The 16,055-nt window shown below is 54.0% G+C and carries 14 protein-coding genes; 8 read left to right on the top strand and 6 right to left on the bottom strand.

The features are described 5' to 3' along the window. Nucleotides 1–394: 394 nt before the first annotated feature. Together mioC and asnC are read right to left on the bottom strand one after the other, a co-directional pair. Nucleotides 395–838 (bottom strand): FMN-binding protein MioC, encoded by a 444-nt coding sequence (mioC, locus tag ACEQFP_RS15850; RefSeq protein ID WP_005291236.1) that lies wholly within the window; start codon nt 836–838, stop codon nt 395–397. Between the two features lie 102 nt (nt 839–940). Further along, the gene (asnC, locus tag ACEQFP_RS15845; protein ID WP_370547112.1) at nt 941–1,402 is read right to left on the bottom strand and encodes a transcriptional regulator AsnC; all 462 of its coding nucleotides are present in this window, start codon (nt 1,400–1,402) and stop codon (nt 941–943) included. Between the two features lie 154 nt (nt 1,403–1,556). On the opposite strand from asnC, the gene asnA reads away from it, so the two are divergent. After that, nucleotides 1,557–2,549, top strand: a complete 993-nt coding sequence (asnA, locus tag ACEQFP_RS15840; RefSeq protein ID WP_005291241.1) for an aspartate--ammonia ligase — start codon at nt 1,557–1,559, stop codon at nt 2,547–2,549. Between the two features lie 11 nt (nt 2,550–2,560). Here asnA and viaA read toward each other — a convergent pair whose 3' ends face one another. Together viaA and ravA are read right to left on the bottom strand one after the other, a co-directional pair. Next, nucleotides 2,561–4,015 (bottom strand): ATPase RavA stimulator ViaA, encoded by a 1,455-nt coding sequence (gene viaA / locus ACEQFP_RS15835; RefSeq protein WP_035598628.1) that lies wholly within the window; start codon nt 4,013–4,015, stop codon nt 2,561–2,563. Nucleotide 4,016: 1 nt separating this feature from the next. Next, the gene (ravA, locus tag ACEQFP_RS15830; RefSeq protein ID WP_370547111.1) at nt 4,017–5,531 is read right to left on the bottom strand and encodes an ATPase RavA; all 1,515 of its coding nucleotides are present in this window, start codon (nt 5,529–5,531) and stop codon (nt 4,017–4,019) included. A 260-nt stretch (nt 5,532–5,791) separates the two neighbouring features. Between ravA and kup the strand changes: the two genes are divergently transcribed. The 7 genes from kup (at nt 5,792) to rbsR (ending at nt 13,704) form a co-directional block, all read left to right on the top strand. Continuing rightward, a complete protein-coding gene (gene kup / locus ACEQFP_RS15825; protein ID WP_005295722.1) occupies nt 5,792–7,660 on the top strand; it encodes a low affinity potassium transporter Kup in 1,869 nt (622 codons plus the stop codon). Between the two features lie 196 nt (nt 7,661–7,856). Further along, a complete protein-coding gene (gene rbsD / locus ACEQFP_RS15820) occupies nt 7,857–8,276 on the top strand; it encodes a D-ribose pyranase (RefSeq protein WP_005291254.1) in 420 nt (139 codons plus the stop codon). Nucleotides 8,277–8,283: 7 nt separating this feature from the next. After that, on the top strand, nt 8,284–9,789 hold the full coding sequence (rbsA, locus tag ACEQFP_RS15815) for a ribose ABC transporter ATP-binding protein RbsA (RefSeq protein ID WP_068870275.1): 1,506 nt from the start codon (nt 8,284–8,286) through the stop codon (nt 9,787–9,789). A gap of 6 nt (nt 9,790–9,795) precedes the next feature. Next, on the top strand, nt 9,796–10,776 hold the full coding sequence (rbsC, locus tag ACEQFP_RS15810) for a ribose ABC transporter permease (protein WP_005291260.1): 981 nt from the start codon (nt 9,796–9,798) through the stop codon (nt 10,774–10,776). 23 nt (nt 10,777–10,799) lie between these two features. Beyond that, complete coding sequence (rbsB, locus tag ACEQFP_RS15805) at nt 10,800–11,687, top strand: ribose ABC transporter substrate-binding protein RbsB (protein ID WP_005291262.1); 888 nt, start codon at nt 10,800–10,802, stop codon at nt 11,685–11,687. 73 nt (nt 11,688–11,760) lie between these two features. Further along, the gene (gene rbsK, locus ACEQFP_RS15800) at nt 11,761–12,690 is read left to right on the top strand and encodes a ribokinase (RefSeq protein WP_370547110.1); all 930 of its coding nucleotides are present in this window, start codon (nt 11,761–11,763) and stop codon (nt 12,688–12,690) included. Between the two features lie 6 nt (nt 12,691–12,696). Next, the gene (gene rbsR, locus ACEQFP_RS15795) at nt 12,697–13,704 is read left to right on the top strand and encodes a ribose operon transcriptional repressor RbsR (RefSeq protein ID WP_005295728.1); all 1,008 of its coding nucleotides are present in this window, start codon (nt 12,697–12,699) and stop codon (nt 13,702–13,704) included. On the opposite strand, the gene mdtD is transcribed toward rbsR, so the two are convergent. Together mdtD and ACEQFP_RS15785 are read right to left on the bottom strand one after the other, a co-directional pair. Continuing rightward, a complete protein-coding gene (mdtD, locus tag ACEQFP_RS15790; protein WP_005291272.1) occupies nt 13,695–15,116 on the bottom strand; it encodes a multidrug transporter subunit MdtD in 1,422 nt (473 codons plus the stop codon). The genes rbsR and mdtD overlap by 10 nt on opposite strands. A gap of 18 nt (nt 15,117–15,134) precedes the next feature. Next, entirely contained in the window at nt 15,135–15,827 is a 693-nt protein-coding gene (locus ACEQFP_RS15785) for a FadR/GntR family transcriptional regulator (RefSeq protein ID WP_005291277.1), read from the bottom strand. Nucleotides 15,828–16,055 lie beyond the last annotated feature (228 nt).

Genomic DNA, 16,055 nt, shown 5'->3' with positions numbered 1-16,055 from the left:
TACTGCACCTCGCGCTAACCGAAAGGCTGTCAACGATCGTTATTTGCCTAGGGGTGGGGATTCTACTCAAGTTTAGGCGTAGGTCCAACCGAAGAGGATCGTGGATCCTTCGCCCAGTATTTAAAAGATCTTTTTTATTTAAAGATCTCTTTATTAGATCTTCTATTAGGATCGTGATCCTTTGTGGATAACACGTTTTTCTCAATAAGGATCAAGTGACTACGCAGGATCATTTACTGTGGAAGATCGGTGATCCCAGACCGTAAAAGCTGGGATCTTTATTGGTTGTTATGCACAGGCCAAAAAATGGCTAGCGGTTGTTATTGGGATAACTACCTGTTTCTTACTGCTTATAACAAGACTTATACACAGACTAAGTGGACAAAAAACAGACTTAATGAATAAGTTTTTCCCACTCGGCAAGCCATTCTTCTGCTGGATCCTCGGGAACATCGTGCTGCTTGATGTCGATCTTGATCACTTCACCGATCCGTTGGGCACCGAATGCGATCAAAATGCGATCGACAATAGCGATCCCTCCGCAGAAGGTGTCGTATTCACTACTACCGATCCCCACTGCGCCGAAATGGATCCCGGTGAGATCCGGCTGTTGAGTTTCAATCTGCTCAAACAAGGGCTGTAAGTTGTCGGGGAGTTCACCTGCGCCATGCGTTGAGGTCACCACCAGCCAAATCCCTTGTTGTGGCACTTCATCAAGCTCGGGACCGTGCAGTACCTGCACCTCATGCCCTTGTGCAAGCAGCTTATCGGCTAGATGTTCTGCGACATATTCGGCATTACCCAGAGTACTGCCGCTGATTACGGTGATGTGTGCCATGATGATCCCAGCCTGTGATTCGGAGGCGCTATTGTACGCTGCGAATTTGCTGGGATCTAGCTGTGGATAATATGGGAATGAAAAGGGATCGTTTCTTCGCCTTCAGGGCTTAATGTCCCGCATGATCGGGTTTTGCAGCGAGATTAGGGTCTCCGTCGACTGGATCTCATCGATAGTCTGGATCTTGTTGATAAGTACATGCTGCAGCGCCTCGATGGACCTAGTCATCACCTTGATGAAAATACTGTAGTGACCGGTGGTGTAGTAAGCCTCAACTACCTCATCTAGGCTCTCCAGACGGGCTAAGGCTGAGGGATAGTCTTTAGCACTTTTTAAGATGATGCCGATAAAACAGCAGACGTCGTAGCCCAACATTTTCGGACTGACTTGTACGCAGGCACCGGTGATCACGCCGGCTTGCTTCATCTTTTCTACGCGTACATGGATCGTTCCTGGGCTGACGTTAAAGTTTTTAGCCAATTCGGCGTAGGGCGTACGGGCATTCTTCATCAATGCGTTAAGGATGCCGCGATCGAGATTATCGATCGGATAAATTTCTGCCATTTTTATCCTCGGTTTTTGAATAATTAATAATTTTTGATGCGATATAATGAACGATTAAAACCTAACTGGCGATATTTGTTGTTGATTATTGAATTCAATGCCACTTCTGTTGCTTAATCTATAGCAACAGGACAGACAGGTGGTGAGTACAGTCATGAAAAAATACTATATTGAAAAACAACAACAGATCAGCTTTGTAAAGCAGCATTTCTCTCGTCAGTTGGAGCAGCGACTTGGCTTAATCGAGGTCCAAGCGCCTATCCTGAGCCGTTTGGGCGATGGTACTCAAGATAACCTGTCAGGTCATGAGAAAGCGGTCCAGGTAAAGGTTAAAAACCTACCGCAGGATACCTTTGAAGTGGTTCATTCATTGGCGAAGTGGAAGCGTAAGACGCTCGGAACCTATGATTTTGCCCCGGGGGAAGGGTTGTATACCCATATGAAGGCCCTACGCCCGGATGAAGATCGTCTATCAGCCATTCATTCGGTCTATGTGGATCAGTGGGACTGGGAGCGAGTGATGGGCGATGGAGAGCGTACTCCGGCGTATCTGCAGGACACCGTTCGTCAGATCTATGCGGCGATGAAGACGACGGAACAAGAGGTCTGTGAACGCTATGGCTTAACGCCCTTCTTACCGGCGGAGATCCACTTTATTCACAGTGAGATGCTACTGCGTCGTTACCCTGATCTGGATGCTAAAGAGCGTGAGCGCGCCATTACACGTGAATTGGGTGCCGTGTTCCTGATGGGGATCGGTGGGTGCCTGTCGAACGGCCAAGCACATGATGTGCGAGCGCCGGACTATGATGATTGGACATCGCTCGGTTCTGAGGGACTGGGGGGGCTGAACGGCGATATTCTGGTGTGGAACCCGGTATTGGAGGATGCCTTTGAACTGTCTTCAATGGGGATCCGTGTGGATGCGCAGGCGTTAAAGCGTCAACTGGCGCTCACCGATGATGAGGACCGCATGGCACTGGAGTGGCATCAGTCGTTGCTGCGTGGTGAGATGCCGCAGACTATCGGCGGTGGTATCGGCCAATCCCGTTTGGTGATGTTATTGCTGCAACAACAGCATATCGGTCAGGTGCAGTGTGGTGTGTGGCCGCCGGCGATTCGCCAGCAAGTGCCGGCGATCCTCTAACTGTCCTGACACTAACGGCGCCAGCGACGCAGCAGGCGCCCCTTAATACCGCTATCAAAGCGCCAAATATAATCAAAGACTTTCATTATGCTGGGCTTGCCATGTGGCGACATGGCCACTGCGTGAAAGCAGTGGCCATTCTGTTTTTGCAGCTGTTTTATTTCTCGCTGCGTCTCTTCAGGGAGACGTTGGGCGATAAAGTCAGAAATGACCACCGCATCCGCCTGCTGCCAGGCCGGTTGTTGTAATAACGTGCTGGTCTGTGCCAGGCAACGAGCCAGATCGGTCCCCCCCCTAAAGCGTTGGCTGAGGAAGCGGATCGCCTGATCGATGCCATCATCGGCGGTGAGTTCGTGTTGTACGATGTCGCTGGAAAATAACATGATGTAACAGCGACGATTATCGGCTAGAGCGATACGCATCAACGCCAGGCAAAAGGCTTTAGCGCACTGTTCATGGAAGCCACCCATCGAGCCCGAGGTGTCGACGCAGACGATAAAAGGCCCCTTAGGTTGCTGTTGGTGGTGATGGTAAGCGATCAGGCGTTGTACCGGCTGCTCACGCCAGGCATCCCCCTGCAGGCGATAGGTCATCAGCCGCTTTTCCAGTAAGCGGCGGTAGAATTCATACTCCAACTCACTCAATCCCAGAATCGAGAGTTCGCTCGGCATGAGGCGTAGGATCTCGTCGCTCTGGTGAATACCACTGACCTCCTCCGGCATCACGGAGGGCTCACGTAATAAGACATGACGAATCTCTTGCTGAGTGTCGGCCTCCTCTTTCGCTTCGGCAGCGCGGCTACGTCCTAGACGTTCGGCTAATTGTTGCAAATCAGGTTGGCCAGCCAGGAAGTCGCCATACTGCACCAGTAGCTGATAGTCGCCATGTTGAGGCGTCGAGCGACTGAGGTCCCATAGACGTCCTGCTGCGTTTTCATTTTCTGCCAATACCGGTTCGAGGGCTCCGCTCAGTTGTAGACGTTGTTGTAACTCTTGTTGCAGGAGTGCGCGTTCTTCCTCCATCACCTGATGATGGAGTGTCAGCGTGCGTGCGACTAAGCTAAGGCGCCAGCGTTGTAGAAACAGCGCATGGAAACTGTCGCTGTGGGGAAAGTTTCCTTGTGGACACAGTTGACGCGCCTCGTGATTAAAAGGGGAGTCCTGGTTGGTAAGCCAGGTGAGTGTCGTGGGTAAGTTGCGGAAGAACTCTCCGTTGCCTAACAGCAGCTGATGTTGGTATAGGGTGAACTCTTGCGCCAAGTCATCGGGGACATTGGTTTCACTGATCCGCTTACGCAACCGTCGTTGCCAACCGGGCCACTCCCGATCGATAAGCTGACGCAGACGCGGGTGCTTCTCAAAAAACGCTGCCAACTGGGGGGCGGCGATGAGGCCGACCAAAAAGTCTTGTAGCAACTCGCTTTCATTCATGACCAGGAAGGCTTCGACGGCCTCGAGCGATGGCATGTCAGATCGTCTCTCCCTGTAAGCGTGCGGCAAGCGCGTTAAGGTGCTCTTCGACTTCCAGCAGGCTGGCTTCGATTTGAGCGAGCCAGTCGCTACTGACGAAGAGACAAGGCTGTTGGCTGGCGAATTGTTGACGTTGTTGCTGCAACGCTTGGCGCAGTTTATCGAGGTTGGCCAGAATATCGTCGCTCGCTCGTTGACGCGGATCGCCCGGCAGGCTCAATAGACTGGATTGTTGGCTGATGTCGCGCACCTCCAACTGATGCTGTGTGGTAATGGCAACATCGATGCTTAGGGCAAAACCGATCCCATTGAGGCGGGCTCGTAACTCGCCGCCCTTCTGGAGCCAGCGGTTGAGGGTGGCCGTTTCGATCACCAAATGGGTGACTTGCATATCATGTAGGCGCAGCGGTTGCAGCAGCAGGAGCGTCAGCTGTGATGTATCGAGTCCATCCGGTAAGGTGTGCTGAGACTTACGGTTGAAGAGCCCGGCTTTGGTTTGCAGCGTCAGGGCTCGGGTCTGTTGATAGTCGCGCTGACTCTGTAGCCACTGTGTCTCCAGTTGTTGTATTTGCAACAGGAGTGCCTGTTGACGATAGGCCTGCTGGGTTAGGATCAATTGAATATGTTGATTGAGCAGTTGGCGTGAGGGCAGGTCGTGCCAGAGACACTCCTTCAACAGGATCAGATCCAGCGGTGCGACACTACTACGTCCGCTAAAGAAGGCGCAGGCTTGTAACAGACGGACGGCTTTTTTCCAGCGCCGATCAGAAATATAGGGCGCGTTTTCCAACGAATCGATATGCTGGCGTAACTGAAAGATCAGCTCGAAGACGCTATCCGGCAGCGTGACGCTGATCAGCTGTTGTTGCCACTGTTGAAACTCTTCGCTGCCGATGGTGAGGCTAGCGGGTACGGGGTTATAGCCATCATCCTGATGGCTGTTGATCAGGGCGCGGAAATTGTTCTTTTCCTGTACCTTATCTAACCATAGCCGAATCAGCATGCGGTCATACAGTGCTTCGAGTCCACCATCAGCCTCCGGTAGTTCGTTTGAGGCGGTGACCAGTAGGCGTAGGGGAATGGCTACTTCGCATTCACCGTTACGGAAACGGCGTTCGTTGATGGCGGTCAATAGGGTGTTCAGGATCGCGGGACCCGCCTTCCAGATCTCGTCTAAGAAGACGATCTCTGCTTCGGGCAGGTAGCCCTGAGTCAGGCGTTGATAACGCCCTTCATCTTTTAACGCCTGGATAGAGAGGGGGCCGAAGACCTCTTCTGGCGTGGAGAAGCGCGTCATCAGGTATTCGAATGCGCGCGCATCGCGAAAGGCGAACTTGAGCCGGCGCGCGATTAGGCTCTTAGCGATGCCGGGCGGACCGAGTAAAAACACACTCTCGCCGCACAGTGCCGCCAATAGGCATAGGCGTACCGCTTGTTGCCGCTCATATAAACCTGACTCCAATGCATGGCTCAGCCGAGAAATACGTTCGGCCAATTGACGGGGTTGCGTCATACTAATCTCTATTCATGACATGGATGATTTTGTTGTATCTATTTATAAGGTGTATGACCAGCTTTATTTCGCCCGTGTCGGGATGGTGAAGAGAGAGGGCCAAGCACCAAGACGCCATGTTGTTTGTTACATAATCAACGATATTCTTGCGGGTTTTACGGTGGGAATGCGAGGGTATTTATGCATACTGTGCAACCTTTATCTGCGCTCGGGATGTTGGCGCATCTATGGCTGACGGAAATTTCACAACGAAAAATGTTATGAGTACAGAACAGAAACGCTCACTGACCACAGTGACCCTGGCGGCTATCGGCGTGGTGTACGGCGATATCGGTACCAGTCCTCTTTATACACTCCGCGAGTGCTTTGCCGGACATTATGGCTTCGAAGTGAAGCCGGAGATCGTCTTCGGTTTTCTCTCGTTGATCTTTTGGATGCAGATCCTCATCGTGTCGCTGAAGTATCTGACCTTTGTCATGCGGGCGGATAACGCCGGCGAAGGGGGCATCTTAACGTTGATGTCGCTAGCTGGGCGTAATACGACGGCGAAGGTCACGGCGACACTGGTGATCCTCGGGTTGATCGGCGGTAGCTTCTTCTACGGCGAGGTGGTGATCACGCCGGCCATTTCCGTGATGTCGGCTATCGAGGGGCTGGAGATTGCCGCGCCCTCGCTCGATCCCTATATCGTCCCCCTCTCCGTATTAGTCCTGACCGTGTTATTTTTTATCCAGAAGCACGGTACCGGAAGCATCGGTCGCCTGTTTGCCCCAGTGATGGTGTTATGGTTCCTATCGCTGGCGATCCTTGGGGGACGTAGTATTCTCGCTAACCCTCAGGTACTACATGCCTTGGACCCACGCTGGGCAATCAACTTCTTTGTCGAATATAAGAGCCTCGCCTTCTTTGCATTGGGGGCTGTAGTGTTGTCGATCACCGGGGTCGAGGCGTTGTATGCCGACATGGGGCACTTCGGCAAGAAGCCGATTCGCTTGGCCTGGTTCCTGTTTGTCATCCCCTCGCTGATGCTGAACTATTTCGGGCAGGGGGCATTATTGCTGACCGATCCGACCGCGATTAAAAACCCCTTCTTCTTGCTGGCGCCAGACTGGGCGCTGATCCCCTTGTTGGTCCTGGCGACCCTGGCGACGGTGATCGCTTCGCAAGCGGTAATCTCCGGGGTCTTCTCCCTGACGCGTCAGGCGGTGCGTTTAGGCTATCTGCCGCCGATGCGTATCATCCATACTTCGGATATGGAGGCCGGGCAGATCTACATTCCGGCGATCAACTGGGCGTTGTACATCAGCGTGGTATTGGTGATCATCGGCTTCGAGCGCTCTAGCAATCTGGCGGCGGCGTATGGTATTGCGGTGACCGGTACCATGGTACTAACCAGCATGCTCTCTTGTACCGTGGCATTGAAGAACTGGCACTGGAACCGCTTCATCGTGGCCGTGTTGCTGCTGGGGTTGTTGTGCCTCGATGTGCCGCTATTTAGCGCCAACGCGATGAAGATCCTATCAGGCGGCTGGTTGCCGCTGACCTTGGGTCTGCTGATGTTTATCATCATGACGACCTGGAAGAGCGAGCGTTTTCGTTTACTACGTCGTTTGCATGAACACGGTAACTCTCTGGAGGCGATGATTGCCTCTCTGGAGAAGTCACCACCGGTACGGGTGCCTGGCACGGCTGTGTATATGTCGCGCGCGGTGAATGTTATCCCCTTGGCAATGTTGCATAATCTAAAACATAACAAGGTATTGCATGAACGGGTGATCCTGTTGACGTTGCGTACCGAGGATGCCCCCTACGTGCATAATGTGCGGCGAGTGACCCTGGAGCAACTTTCGCCGACCTTCTGGCGTGTCGTAGCCAGTTACGGTTTTAAAGAGACGCCGAACGTCGAGGAAATTTTCCATCGCTGTGGGTTGGAGGGATTACCCTGCCGTATCATTGAAACCTCCTTCTTCATGTCGCATGAGTCGTTACTGTTGGGGCATCGTCCCTGGTACCTCAAGGCTCGTGGTCGCCTATTTATGGCCTTGAGCCGTAATGCGCTCCAAGCGGCCGATCAGTTTGAGATCCCACCTAACCGGGTGATCGAGTTAGGGACGCAGGTCGAGATCTAACGTCGTATCCCGACCTGATTTCTTACGAAAGGGCGCCATTGGGCGCCCTTTTTGATTGAAACTGCGCTTTGGCTGAATCGCTTTTGCCTCGAAACGTTTCGATAGCGATCACATTTTTTTATTTTTTCCTTGGTTCGTTCTCACCCTCCCCTTACACTTAGCCGATGAGCGAAACGTTTCGCTGGTGGAGTGAGTCATGAAAAAAGGCACAGTACTGAATTCTGAGGTTTCGGCGTTAGTCGCCCGTCTTGGCCATACGGATAGCGTCGCCATCGGGGATGCGGGTTTACCGATCCCTGATCGGGTGGCGCGTATCGATCTGGCGTTGACCCATGATATTCCGCGTTTTATGCAGGTTGTGGAGACGGTAACGGCGGAAATGCAGGTGGAGCGTGCCGTTGTGGCGCAGGAGATGGCGCAGATCAATCCTGACGTCCACCAGCAATTGCTGGATTGGCTACAGCAGTTAGGTCGGCGTCAGGGAAATGACATTCAAATCGATTATGTCACGCATAGCCAGTTTAAGACGCTGAGCGCTGAGAGTAAGGCGATCATCCGTAGCGGTGAATGCTCTCCCTACGCCAATGTACTGCTGTATGCCGGCGTGACCTTCTGAGGCCATTATGCAACCGTTACTGGCGTTAAACGCAATCGATAAGTCTTTTCCTGGCGTGAAGGCGTTATCCGGCGCGTCATTGAATGTGTATCCCGGCCGCGTGATGGCGCTGGTGGGGGAAAATGGTGCGGGCAAATCCACCATGATGAAGGTGCTGACCGGGATCTACCAGAAAGATGCCGGCTCGCTGCATTACTTGGGACAGGAGACCGCGTTTAGTGGCCCGAAATCCTCTCAAGAGGCGGGCATCGGCATCATTCATCAAGAGTTGAATCTCATTCCGCAGCTTACCATTGCGGAGAATATCTTTTTAGGGCGTGAGTTTACTAATCGCTGGGGGCGCATCGACTGGACAAAGATGTACGTTGAGGCCGACAAGCTATTGGCACGTCTCAATCTAGGGTATAGCAGCCATCGTCTGGTCGGTGAGTTGTCTATCGGTGAACAGCAGATGGTGGAGATCGCCAAGGTTCTGAGTTTCGAGTCGCGGGTGATCATCATGGATGAACCGACGGATGCGTTGACCGATACGGAGACCGAGTCGCTGTTCAGTGTGATCCGCGAACTCAAGGCACAGGGGCGTGGCATCGTCTATATCTCTCATCGCTTGAAAGAGATTTTTGAGATTTGCGATGACGTGACGGTATTCCGCGACGGTCAGTTTATCGCCGAGCGGCCCGTTGACGAGCTGACAGAAGACACACTGATCGAAATGATGGTTGGGCGCAAACTGGAGGAGCAGTATCCACGTCTGGATAAGGCTCCCGGGGCGTTGCGTTTACAGGTTGAGCAGTTGTCCGGCCCGGGCGTGAATGCCGTCTCCTTTACCCTGCGTAGCGGCGAGATCTTAGGCATCTCCGGATTGATGGGGGCCGGGCGTACTGAGCTGATGAAGATCCTGTATGGCGCATTGCCACGAACCCAGGGTTCGATCACGTTGGAAGGGCATGACGTGCAGATCCGTTCGCCTCAAGAGGGATTGGCCAACGGCATCGTTTATATCTCGGAAGATCGTAAACGTGATGGCTTGGTGCTGGGTATGTCGGTGAAGGAGAACATGTCGCTGACGGCGCTGCGCTATTTCAGCCGTCTCAATGGATCGCTTAAGCATGGTGAAGAGCAGGAGGCGGTCAGCGACTTTATCTCGTTGTTCAATATCAAGACACCATCGATGGAGCAGGCGATCGGTTTACTTTCCGGTGGTAACCAACAGAAGGTCGCTATCGCGCGTGGGTTAATGACACGCCCCAAGGTATTGATCCTCGATGAGCCGACGCGAGGCGTCGATGTCGGTGCAAAAAAAGAGATCTATCAGCTAATTAACCAGTTTAAGGCGGATGGTTTGAGCATCATCCTGGTCTCCTCGGAGATGCCTGAAGTACTGGGAATGAGTGATCGTATCCTGGTGATGCATGAAGGGCATCTGAGCGGGGAGTTCCCGATCGAACAGGCAACACAAGAAGTGCTGATGGCGGCCGCCGTCGGCAAGCAATACGGCGTTAAGCAGGAGTAATCCCCGATGAATAACCAAGTCTCAGTCAATCAGGGCGGATTCAGCAAAGCCCGGCTCAAAACCTGGCTGGTGGAGCAGAAGTCGCTGATCGCCTTATTGGTGCTGATCGCGGTGGTCTCCTCCATGAGCCCCAATTTTTTCACCTTGAATAACCTGTTCAACATTCTGCAACAGACCTCCGTCAATGCCATCATGGCCGTTGGTATGACGCTCGTGATCCTGACCTCTGGCATCGATCTATCCGTTGGTTCGTTGTTGGCCTTGACCGGTGCGGTGGCGGCGTCCATCGTCGGTTTGGATGTCAATGCGTTACTGGCCGTCGGTGCGGCGCTGGCGTTGGGGGCGGCGATCGGTGGGTGTACCGGTATCATTGTGGCGAAAGGGAAGGTGCAAGCCTTTATCGCAACCCTGGTGATGATGCTACTGCTGCGCGGGGTCACCATGGTGTATACCGATGGAAGCCCGGTCAATACTGGTTTTTCGGCGCAGGCGGATCTCTTTGGTTGGTTCGGTATCGGTCGTCCATTGGGGATGCCGACGCCGATCTGGCTGATGATTATCGTATTTGCGCTGGCTTGGTACATGCTGCACCACACGCGTTTAGGGCGTTATATCTACGCGCTGGGGGGAAATGAAGCCGCGACCCGTTTATCGGGTATCAATGTCGATCGCGTCAAGATTGTGGTTTATGCCTTATGCGGCCTGTTATCGGCCTTGGCTGGCGTGATTGAAGTGGCTCGTCTCTCCTCGGCACAGCCGACCGCCGGGACTGGTTATGAGCTGGATGCCATCGCGGCAGTGGTGTTGGGTGGAACTAGCTTAGCGGGTGGCAAGGGGCGGATCATGGGAACACTGATCGGTGCCTTGATCTTGGGCTTCTTGAATAACGGATTAAACTTACTCGGTGTCTCCTCCTACTACCAAATGATCGTCAAGGCTGCGGTGATTCTGTTGGCGGTTTTGGTAGACAACAAAAGCAATAAATAACCTTACCTACAGGAATCGATGAGATGAACATGAAAAAACTGGCAACCCTGATCTCTGCCGCGGCGCTGAGCGCCTCTCTCAGTGCTAACGCCCTGGCGCAGGATACGATCGCCTTGGTGGTATCTACCCTGAATAACCCCTTCTTTGTTTCGATGAAAGATGGGGCACAGAAGGAAGCGAATAAACTGGGCTACAAGCTAGTGGTCTTAGACTCCCAGAATAATCCGGCTAAAGAGTTGGCGAACGTGCAGGACTTGACGGTGCGCGGCGCGAAACTGATGTTGATTAACCCGACCGATTCCGATGCGGTCGGTAATGCGGTAAAAATGGCGAATCAGGCCAACATTCCGGTGATCACCTTGGACCGTGCTGCCAGTCAAGGTCAGGTCGTTAGTCATATCGCCTCCGACAACGTCGCGGGCGGTAAGCTGGCTGGTGATTTTATCGCCCAGAAACTGGGGGCCGGCGCTAAGGTGATCCAGTTGGAAGGGATCGCGGGAACCTCCGCAGCACGTGAGCGGGGCGAGGGCTTTAAGCAGGCTGTCGCTGCCCATAAGTTTGACGTCTTGGCCAGTCAGCCAGCCGACTTCGATCGTACCAAAGGATTGAACGTCATGCAGAATTTGCTTACCGCTCACCCGCAGGTACAGGCCGTCTTCGCGCAGAACGATGAGATGGCCTTGGGCGCCCTGCGTGCTTTGCAAACGGCAGGGCGTAACGATGTCTTGGTCGTCGGCTTCGATGGCACGCAAGACGGCGAAAAAGCGGTACAGAGTGGTAAGCTGGGTGCCACGGTGGCACAGCAGCCGGAGCAGATCGGCGTCATTGGCGTAGAAACCGCCGATAAGGTGATCAAAGGGGAGAAAGTCCCGGCTAATATTCCCGTTGAGCTGAAGCTGGTGACCAAGTAATACGCCGCGGATAAGATCTGGGCAGTACCGCCGTCGGTGAAGCGGCGGCGGTAGATAAGTAGGAATACAGAGTATGCAAACAGGCAAACTGGTCGTATTAGGCAGCATCAATGCTGATCATATCCTTAAGGTTGAACACTTTCCCCGCCCGGGGGAGACCCTAACAGGCAAGGGGTATCAAGTAGCATTCGGTGGTAAGGGAGCCAACCAGGCGGTTGCTGCCGGACGTAGCGGTGCCGATGTCGCCTTCATTGCCTGTGTGGGCGCCGATGATATCGGTGAACGGATCCGCAGCCAGTTGGTCAGCGATGGCGTGAATATCGCTGCCGTTGAGGCCGTGGCGGGAGAGAGCACCGGCGTGGCGCTGATCTTTGTTAACCAGGACGGTGAGAATGTTATTGGCATCCATGCGGGTGCTAACGCGGCCCTGACGCCGCAGTATCTGGCGCGCTATCAGGCGTTGGTGACGCAGGCAGACGCCTTACTGATGCAGTTGGAATCCCCCATCGAGACGGTATTGGCGGCGGCGAAGCTGGCGCGAGCCCATAACACCAAGGTGATCCTCAACCCGGCCCCGGCGCGGGAGCTCCCAGAGGCGTTGTTACATCATATCGATGTGATCACGCCTAATGAAACCGAGGCAGAATGTCTGACCGGCATTCAAGTGCACGATGATGAGAGTGCCCGCCAGGCCGCCGCAGTATTGCATGGTAAGGGGATCGCTACCGTGATGATTACCCTCGGCAGTCGTGGCGTGTGGGTCAGTCAGGAGGGGCTAGGGAGCATTATTCCCGGCTTCCGGGTAGAGGCCATCGATACCATCGCCGCTGGCGATACCTTTAATGGTGCGTTGTTGACCGCCTTGTTGGAGGGGAATCCCTTATCTGACGCAGTACGCTTCGCGCATGCGGCCGCCGCTATCGCGGTGACGCGTGAAGGCGCGCAACCCTCCGTACCCTGGCGCAGGGAGATCGATGCATTCTTGCAGGCCCATCAGGAGTAAGCGTACGTGGCAACTATGAAGGATGTCGCTCGCTTAGCGGGCGTCTCCACCTCGACCGTATCCCATGTGATCAATAACAATCGCTTCGTGAGTGAGAGTGTACGTCAGCGGGTGCAGGCGGCGGTACAGCAACTGAATTATGCCCCTTCAGCGCTGGCGCGCAGCCTGAAGATGAACCAAACCCACACCATCGGTATGTTGGTGACGACCAGCAACAACCCCTTCTTTGCTGAGGTCGTCCGCGGTGTCGAGCGTAGTTGTTATGAGCGCGGCTACAGCCTGATCCTGTGTAACACCGAAGGCGATCCGGCGCGGATGAGCCAGAGCATGGAGACATTATTACAGAAGCGGGTCGATGGTCTGTTGATGATGTGTACCGAAAATTTCCGCCCCCCACAGGAGATGATCGCCCGTTACCCGGCGATGCCGACGGTAATGATGGATTGGGCGCTATTCGATGGACCAAACGATGTCATTCAGGATAACTCCTTCCTCGGTGGTCAGATCGCGACACGCCATCTGATTGAGCGGGGATATACTCGAATCGCCTGTCTGGCAGGGCCCAAGGATAAGACACCATCGCGCCAGCGATTGGAGGGCTTCCTGCATGAAATGGCACAGGCTGGCCTGCCTGTTCCTGAATCGTATATCCTGTTTGGCGATTTCGAGTTTGCCGGTGGCGTTCAGGCTATGCGGCAATTATTGGCCTTAGCACAACCGCCCCATGCGTTATTTACCGGTAATGATGCCATGGCTGTCGGCGTCTATCAGGTGCTATTTGAGGCGGGGTTACGCGTGGGTGAAGACATTGCCGTCGTCGGCTATGACGACATCGAACTGGCGCGTTATATGGCGCCGCCGCTGACTACTATCCATCAGCCTAAGGATGAGCTTGGTGAGTTGGCTGTCGACACCTTGGTGTATCGCTTACGCCATCCTACGATGGAGCCACAAACCTTGGTTCTGACGCCTCAACTGGTCGCACGCGGCTCTGTCGGTATTTGTCAGTGTTGAGAAGGCTTGCTCGCTTGCGGCATGACACGACGCCCCTTGAGGAGATGATCGCCATCGGTACGACGGAGTAACACGAAGACCCCCGCCGATAGTAGTGTCACGCCGCCCATGGTGATGAAAGTATAGTGGAAGTGATCGACCAGTGAACCACTCACCTGGGTGTCATAGAAGCGGAGTACCGCGGCGCTGACCGCAACGCCGAAACTGATGGAGAGTTGTTGTGTGACGGCGAGTACGCTGTTACCGGAGCTGGCGTTGTGGTCATCTAAATCGCCCAGGGTGATAGTGTTCATCGCAGTAAACTGGGTCGACATAAACATACCTAACAGGAATAGCGGTAGGATTAATTGCCACAGTGGGCGGTCGGCCGTCTGGAGCGCAAACAGGGCGATCATTAGCCCGATAACCAACGTGACGCCAACCAGCGTATTCCGGTATCCCAGACGGTGAAGAACCCCCGTGACCAATGATTTACCCAGCATCGATCCGAGTGCCGTCGGGGCCATCATGCATCCGGCGATGATCGCACTATAACCGAAACCGACTTGTAGCATTAACGGCATCAAGAATGGGATGCAACCGGTGCCCAGTCGAGAGGCGATATTGCCGAGGATACCGACCGAAAACGTATGGGTACGGAACAGTGGCAGGGCGATCAAGGGGTGGGGATGGCGCTGGGCATGGATAATATAGAGTAGCAGTGAGGCTAAGCCCGCCGCGACACCTCCCCAGGCATAGAGCTGAGGCAGGACACGTTCACCGAAGAGCTCCATACCACACGATAAAAGGACCAAGCCGAGGCCAAACAAGATAAAGCCACGTATATCGAAGCCGCGCGTTGGTGCCGTGAAATCGGGCATATAACGCAGCGCGTAGAGAATACCGATGATACCGATCGGGAGGTTGATCAAGAAAATCCAGTGCCAGGTGGCATAGGTGACTAACCAACCGCCGAGCAGCGGACCGAGAACCGGGCCGACCAACCCCGGTAGGCTGATGAAGTTGAGCACCGGCAGCAGTTCATCGCGTGGGTAGGCGCGGAGTAAAGCTAAACGCGCTACTGGCATCATCATTGCACCCCCGACGCCTTGCAGGATGCGGGATGCAACCAGCATCTCCAACGAGCCGGAGAGGGCGCAGAGCAACGAGCCGAAGGAGAACAGCGAGACGGCGGCGATAAAGACACGCCGCGTGCCCAAACGGTCGGCTATCCAGCCGCTGATTGGGATTAACATGGCGACCGTCAGAGTATAGCTAATAATGGCGGATTGCATTACCAGCGGGGAGCGCTCCAGACTACGGGCGATGGCGGGCAGCGCGGTATTCAGGATGGTGGCATCCAGCGCCTGCATGAAAAAAGCCATTGCCGCAATCCAGGGCAGGCCGGCCATACTCCGGGCGGTCTTGGTCATAGGTTTTCCGTCGTGTGTTTAGGCTCCGTCTATCCCCAATAGATCCTGACAGGCCGTATAGGCACCCTGTGCATCGCTGGCCAGGATGGCATCGACGATCGCCTGGTGTTGCTCTAGCTTAACGACCTCATTACCGGTTACCGAACGGAAGTAGCTCTGATAGACCGAGTTAAACAAGTTCGAGAACGACGTTAGGAACGGGTTGGCGCTCGCTTGATAGATCTGCTGGTGGAATTGTACATCGACCCGGATCCAGCGTTCGCGATCAAAATGGCTATTCAGTTCACGCATCTCTCGCATTAAATCATTAATGGCGGCTTTCTGAGTACCGCTGGCATGCATCGCCGTCAGCAGGCAGGCTTGTGGCTCAAGTGCATTACGCAGTACTAGGAAGTGCTCTTTAACGTGTTCGAAGTTTTCGCGGGTAAGCCACCAGGTCAACAATTCCTGATCGAGGAAGTTCCAACTGTTACTCGGCATCACGCGCGTGCCGATGCGAGGGCGAGGGAGCAGCATTCCTTTAGCGGCCAGCATTTTGACTGCTTCACGCACCGCTGTCCGGCTGACGCCATAGATCTCTCCCAGTTCGAGTTCACCCGGTAGTATGCTGCCGGCCTGATATTCGCCGGACAGGATCCGCTGGCCTATCTTCTCGGCGAGAAGATAGGAGAGATTGCGCTGGGCGGCTTGTTGTTGAGCATTAAGTTGCATGGCTAATCAGTCCTAATCGGATACGTATATCAATAGATACTCTTGTTCATTTTATCCTACAAAAGGGGGGCTACGCTGCATTGTTGGATAAAAATAGGCCACGGCTTATGCTTTTTTGTGCTGATTGGTGAAAATGAAGACAGTCGCACATTTTTTTAAAATTAAGACTTGTCACCTCGTGAGAAGTCCCTATAATGCGCCACCACTGACCGGGAACAACGACAACAA

Origin of the sequence: Edwardsiella sp. A.80236, assembly GCF_044540725.1 — a bacterium.
In the GTDB taxonomy this organism is placed as follows: domain Bacteria; phylum Pseudomonadota; class Gammaproteobacteria; order Enterobacterales; family Enterobacteriaceae; genus Edwardsiella; species Edwardsiella tarda.
This window is presented reverse-complemented; position numbering and strand designations above follow the sequence as displayed.

What these genes read in the sequence shown, in the direction of transcription:
- mioC (WP_005291236.1), bottom strand. Translation starts at nt 838, where the DNA reads ATGGCACACATCACCGTAATCAGCGGCAGTACTCTGGGTAATGCCGAA.
- asnC (WP_370547112.1), bottom strand. Translation starts at nt 1,402, where the DNA reads ATGGCAGAAATTTATCCGATCGATAATCTCGATCGCGGCATCCTTAAC.
- asnA (WP_005291241.1), top strand. Translation starts at nt 1,557, where the DNA reads ATGAAAAAATACTATATTGAAAAACAACAACAGATCAGCTTTGTAAAG.
- viaA (WP_035598628.1), bottom strand. Translation starts at nt 4,015, where the DNA reads ATGCCATCGCTCGAGGCCGTCGAAGCCTTCCTGGTCATGAATGAAAGC.
- ravA (WP_370547111.1), bottom strand. Translation starts at nt 5,531, where the DNA reads ATGACGCAACCCCGTCAATTGGCCGAACGTATTTCTCGGCTGAGCCAT.
- kup (WP_005295722.1), top strand. Translation starts at nt 5,792, where the DNA reads ATGAGTACAGAACAGAAACGCTCACTGACCACAGTGACCCTGGCGGCT.
- rbsD (WP_005291254.1), top strand. Translation starts at nt 7,857, where the DNA reads ATGAAAAAAGGCACAGTACTGAATTCTGAGGTTTCGGCGTTAGTCGCC.
- rbsA (WP_068870275.1), top strand. Translation starts at nt 8,284, where the DNA reads ATGCAACCGTTACTGGCGTTAAACGCAATCGATAAGTCTTTTCCTGGC.
- rbsC (WP_005291260.1), top strand. Translation starts at nt 9,796, where the DNA reads ATGAATAACCAAGTCTCAGTCAATCAGGGCGGATTCAGCAAAGCCCGG.
- rbsB (WP_005291262.1), top strand. Translation starts at nt 10,800, where the DNA reads ATGAACATGAAAAAACTGGCAACCCTGATCTCTGCCGCGGCGCTGAGC.
- rbsK (WP_370547110.1), top strand. Translation starts at nt 11,761, where the DNA reads ATGCAAACAGGCAAACTGGTCGTATTAGGCAGCATCAATGCTGATCAT.
- mdtD (WP_005291272.1), bottom strand. Translation starts at nt 15,116, where the DNA reads ATGACCAAGACCGCCCGGAGTATGGCCGGCCTGCCCTGGATTGCGGCA.
- ACEQFP_RS15785 (WP_005291277.1), bottom strand. Translation starts at nt 15,827, where the DNA reads ATGCAACTTAATGCTCAACAACAAGCCGCCCAGCGCAATCTCTCCTAT.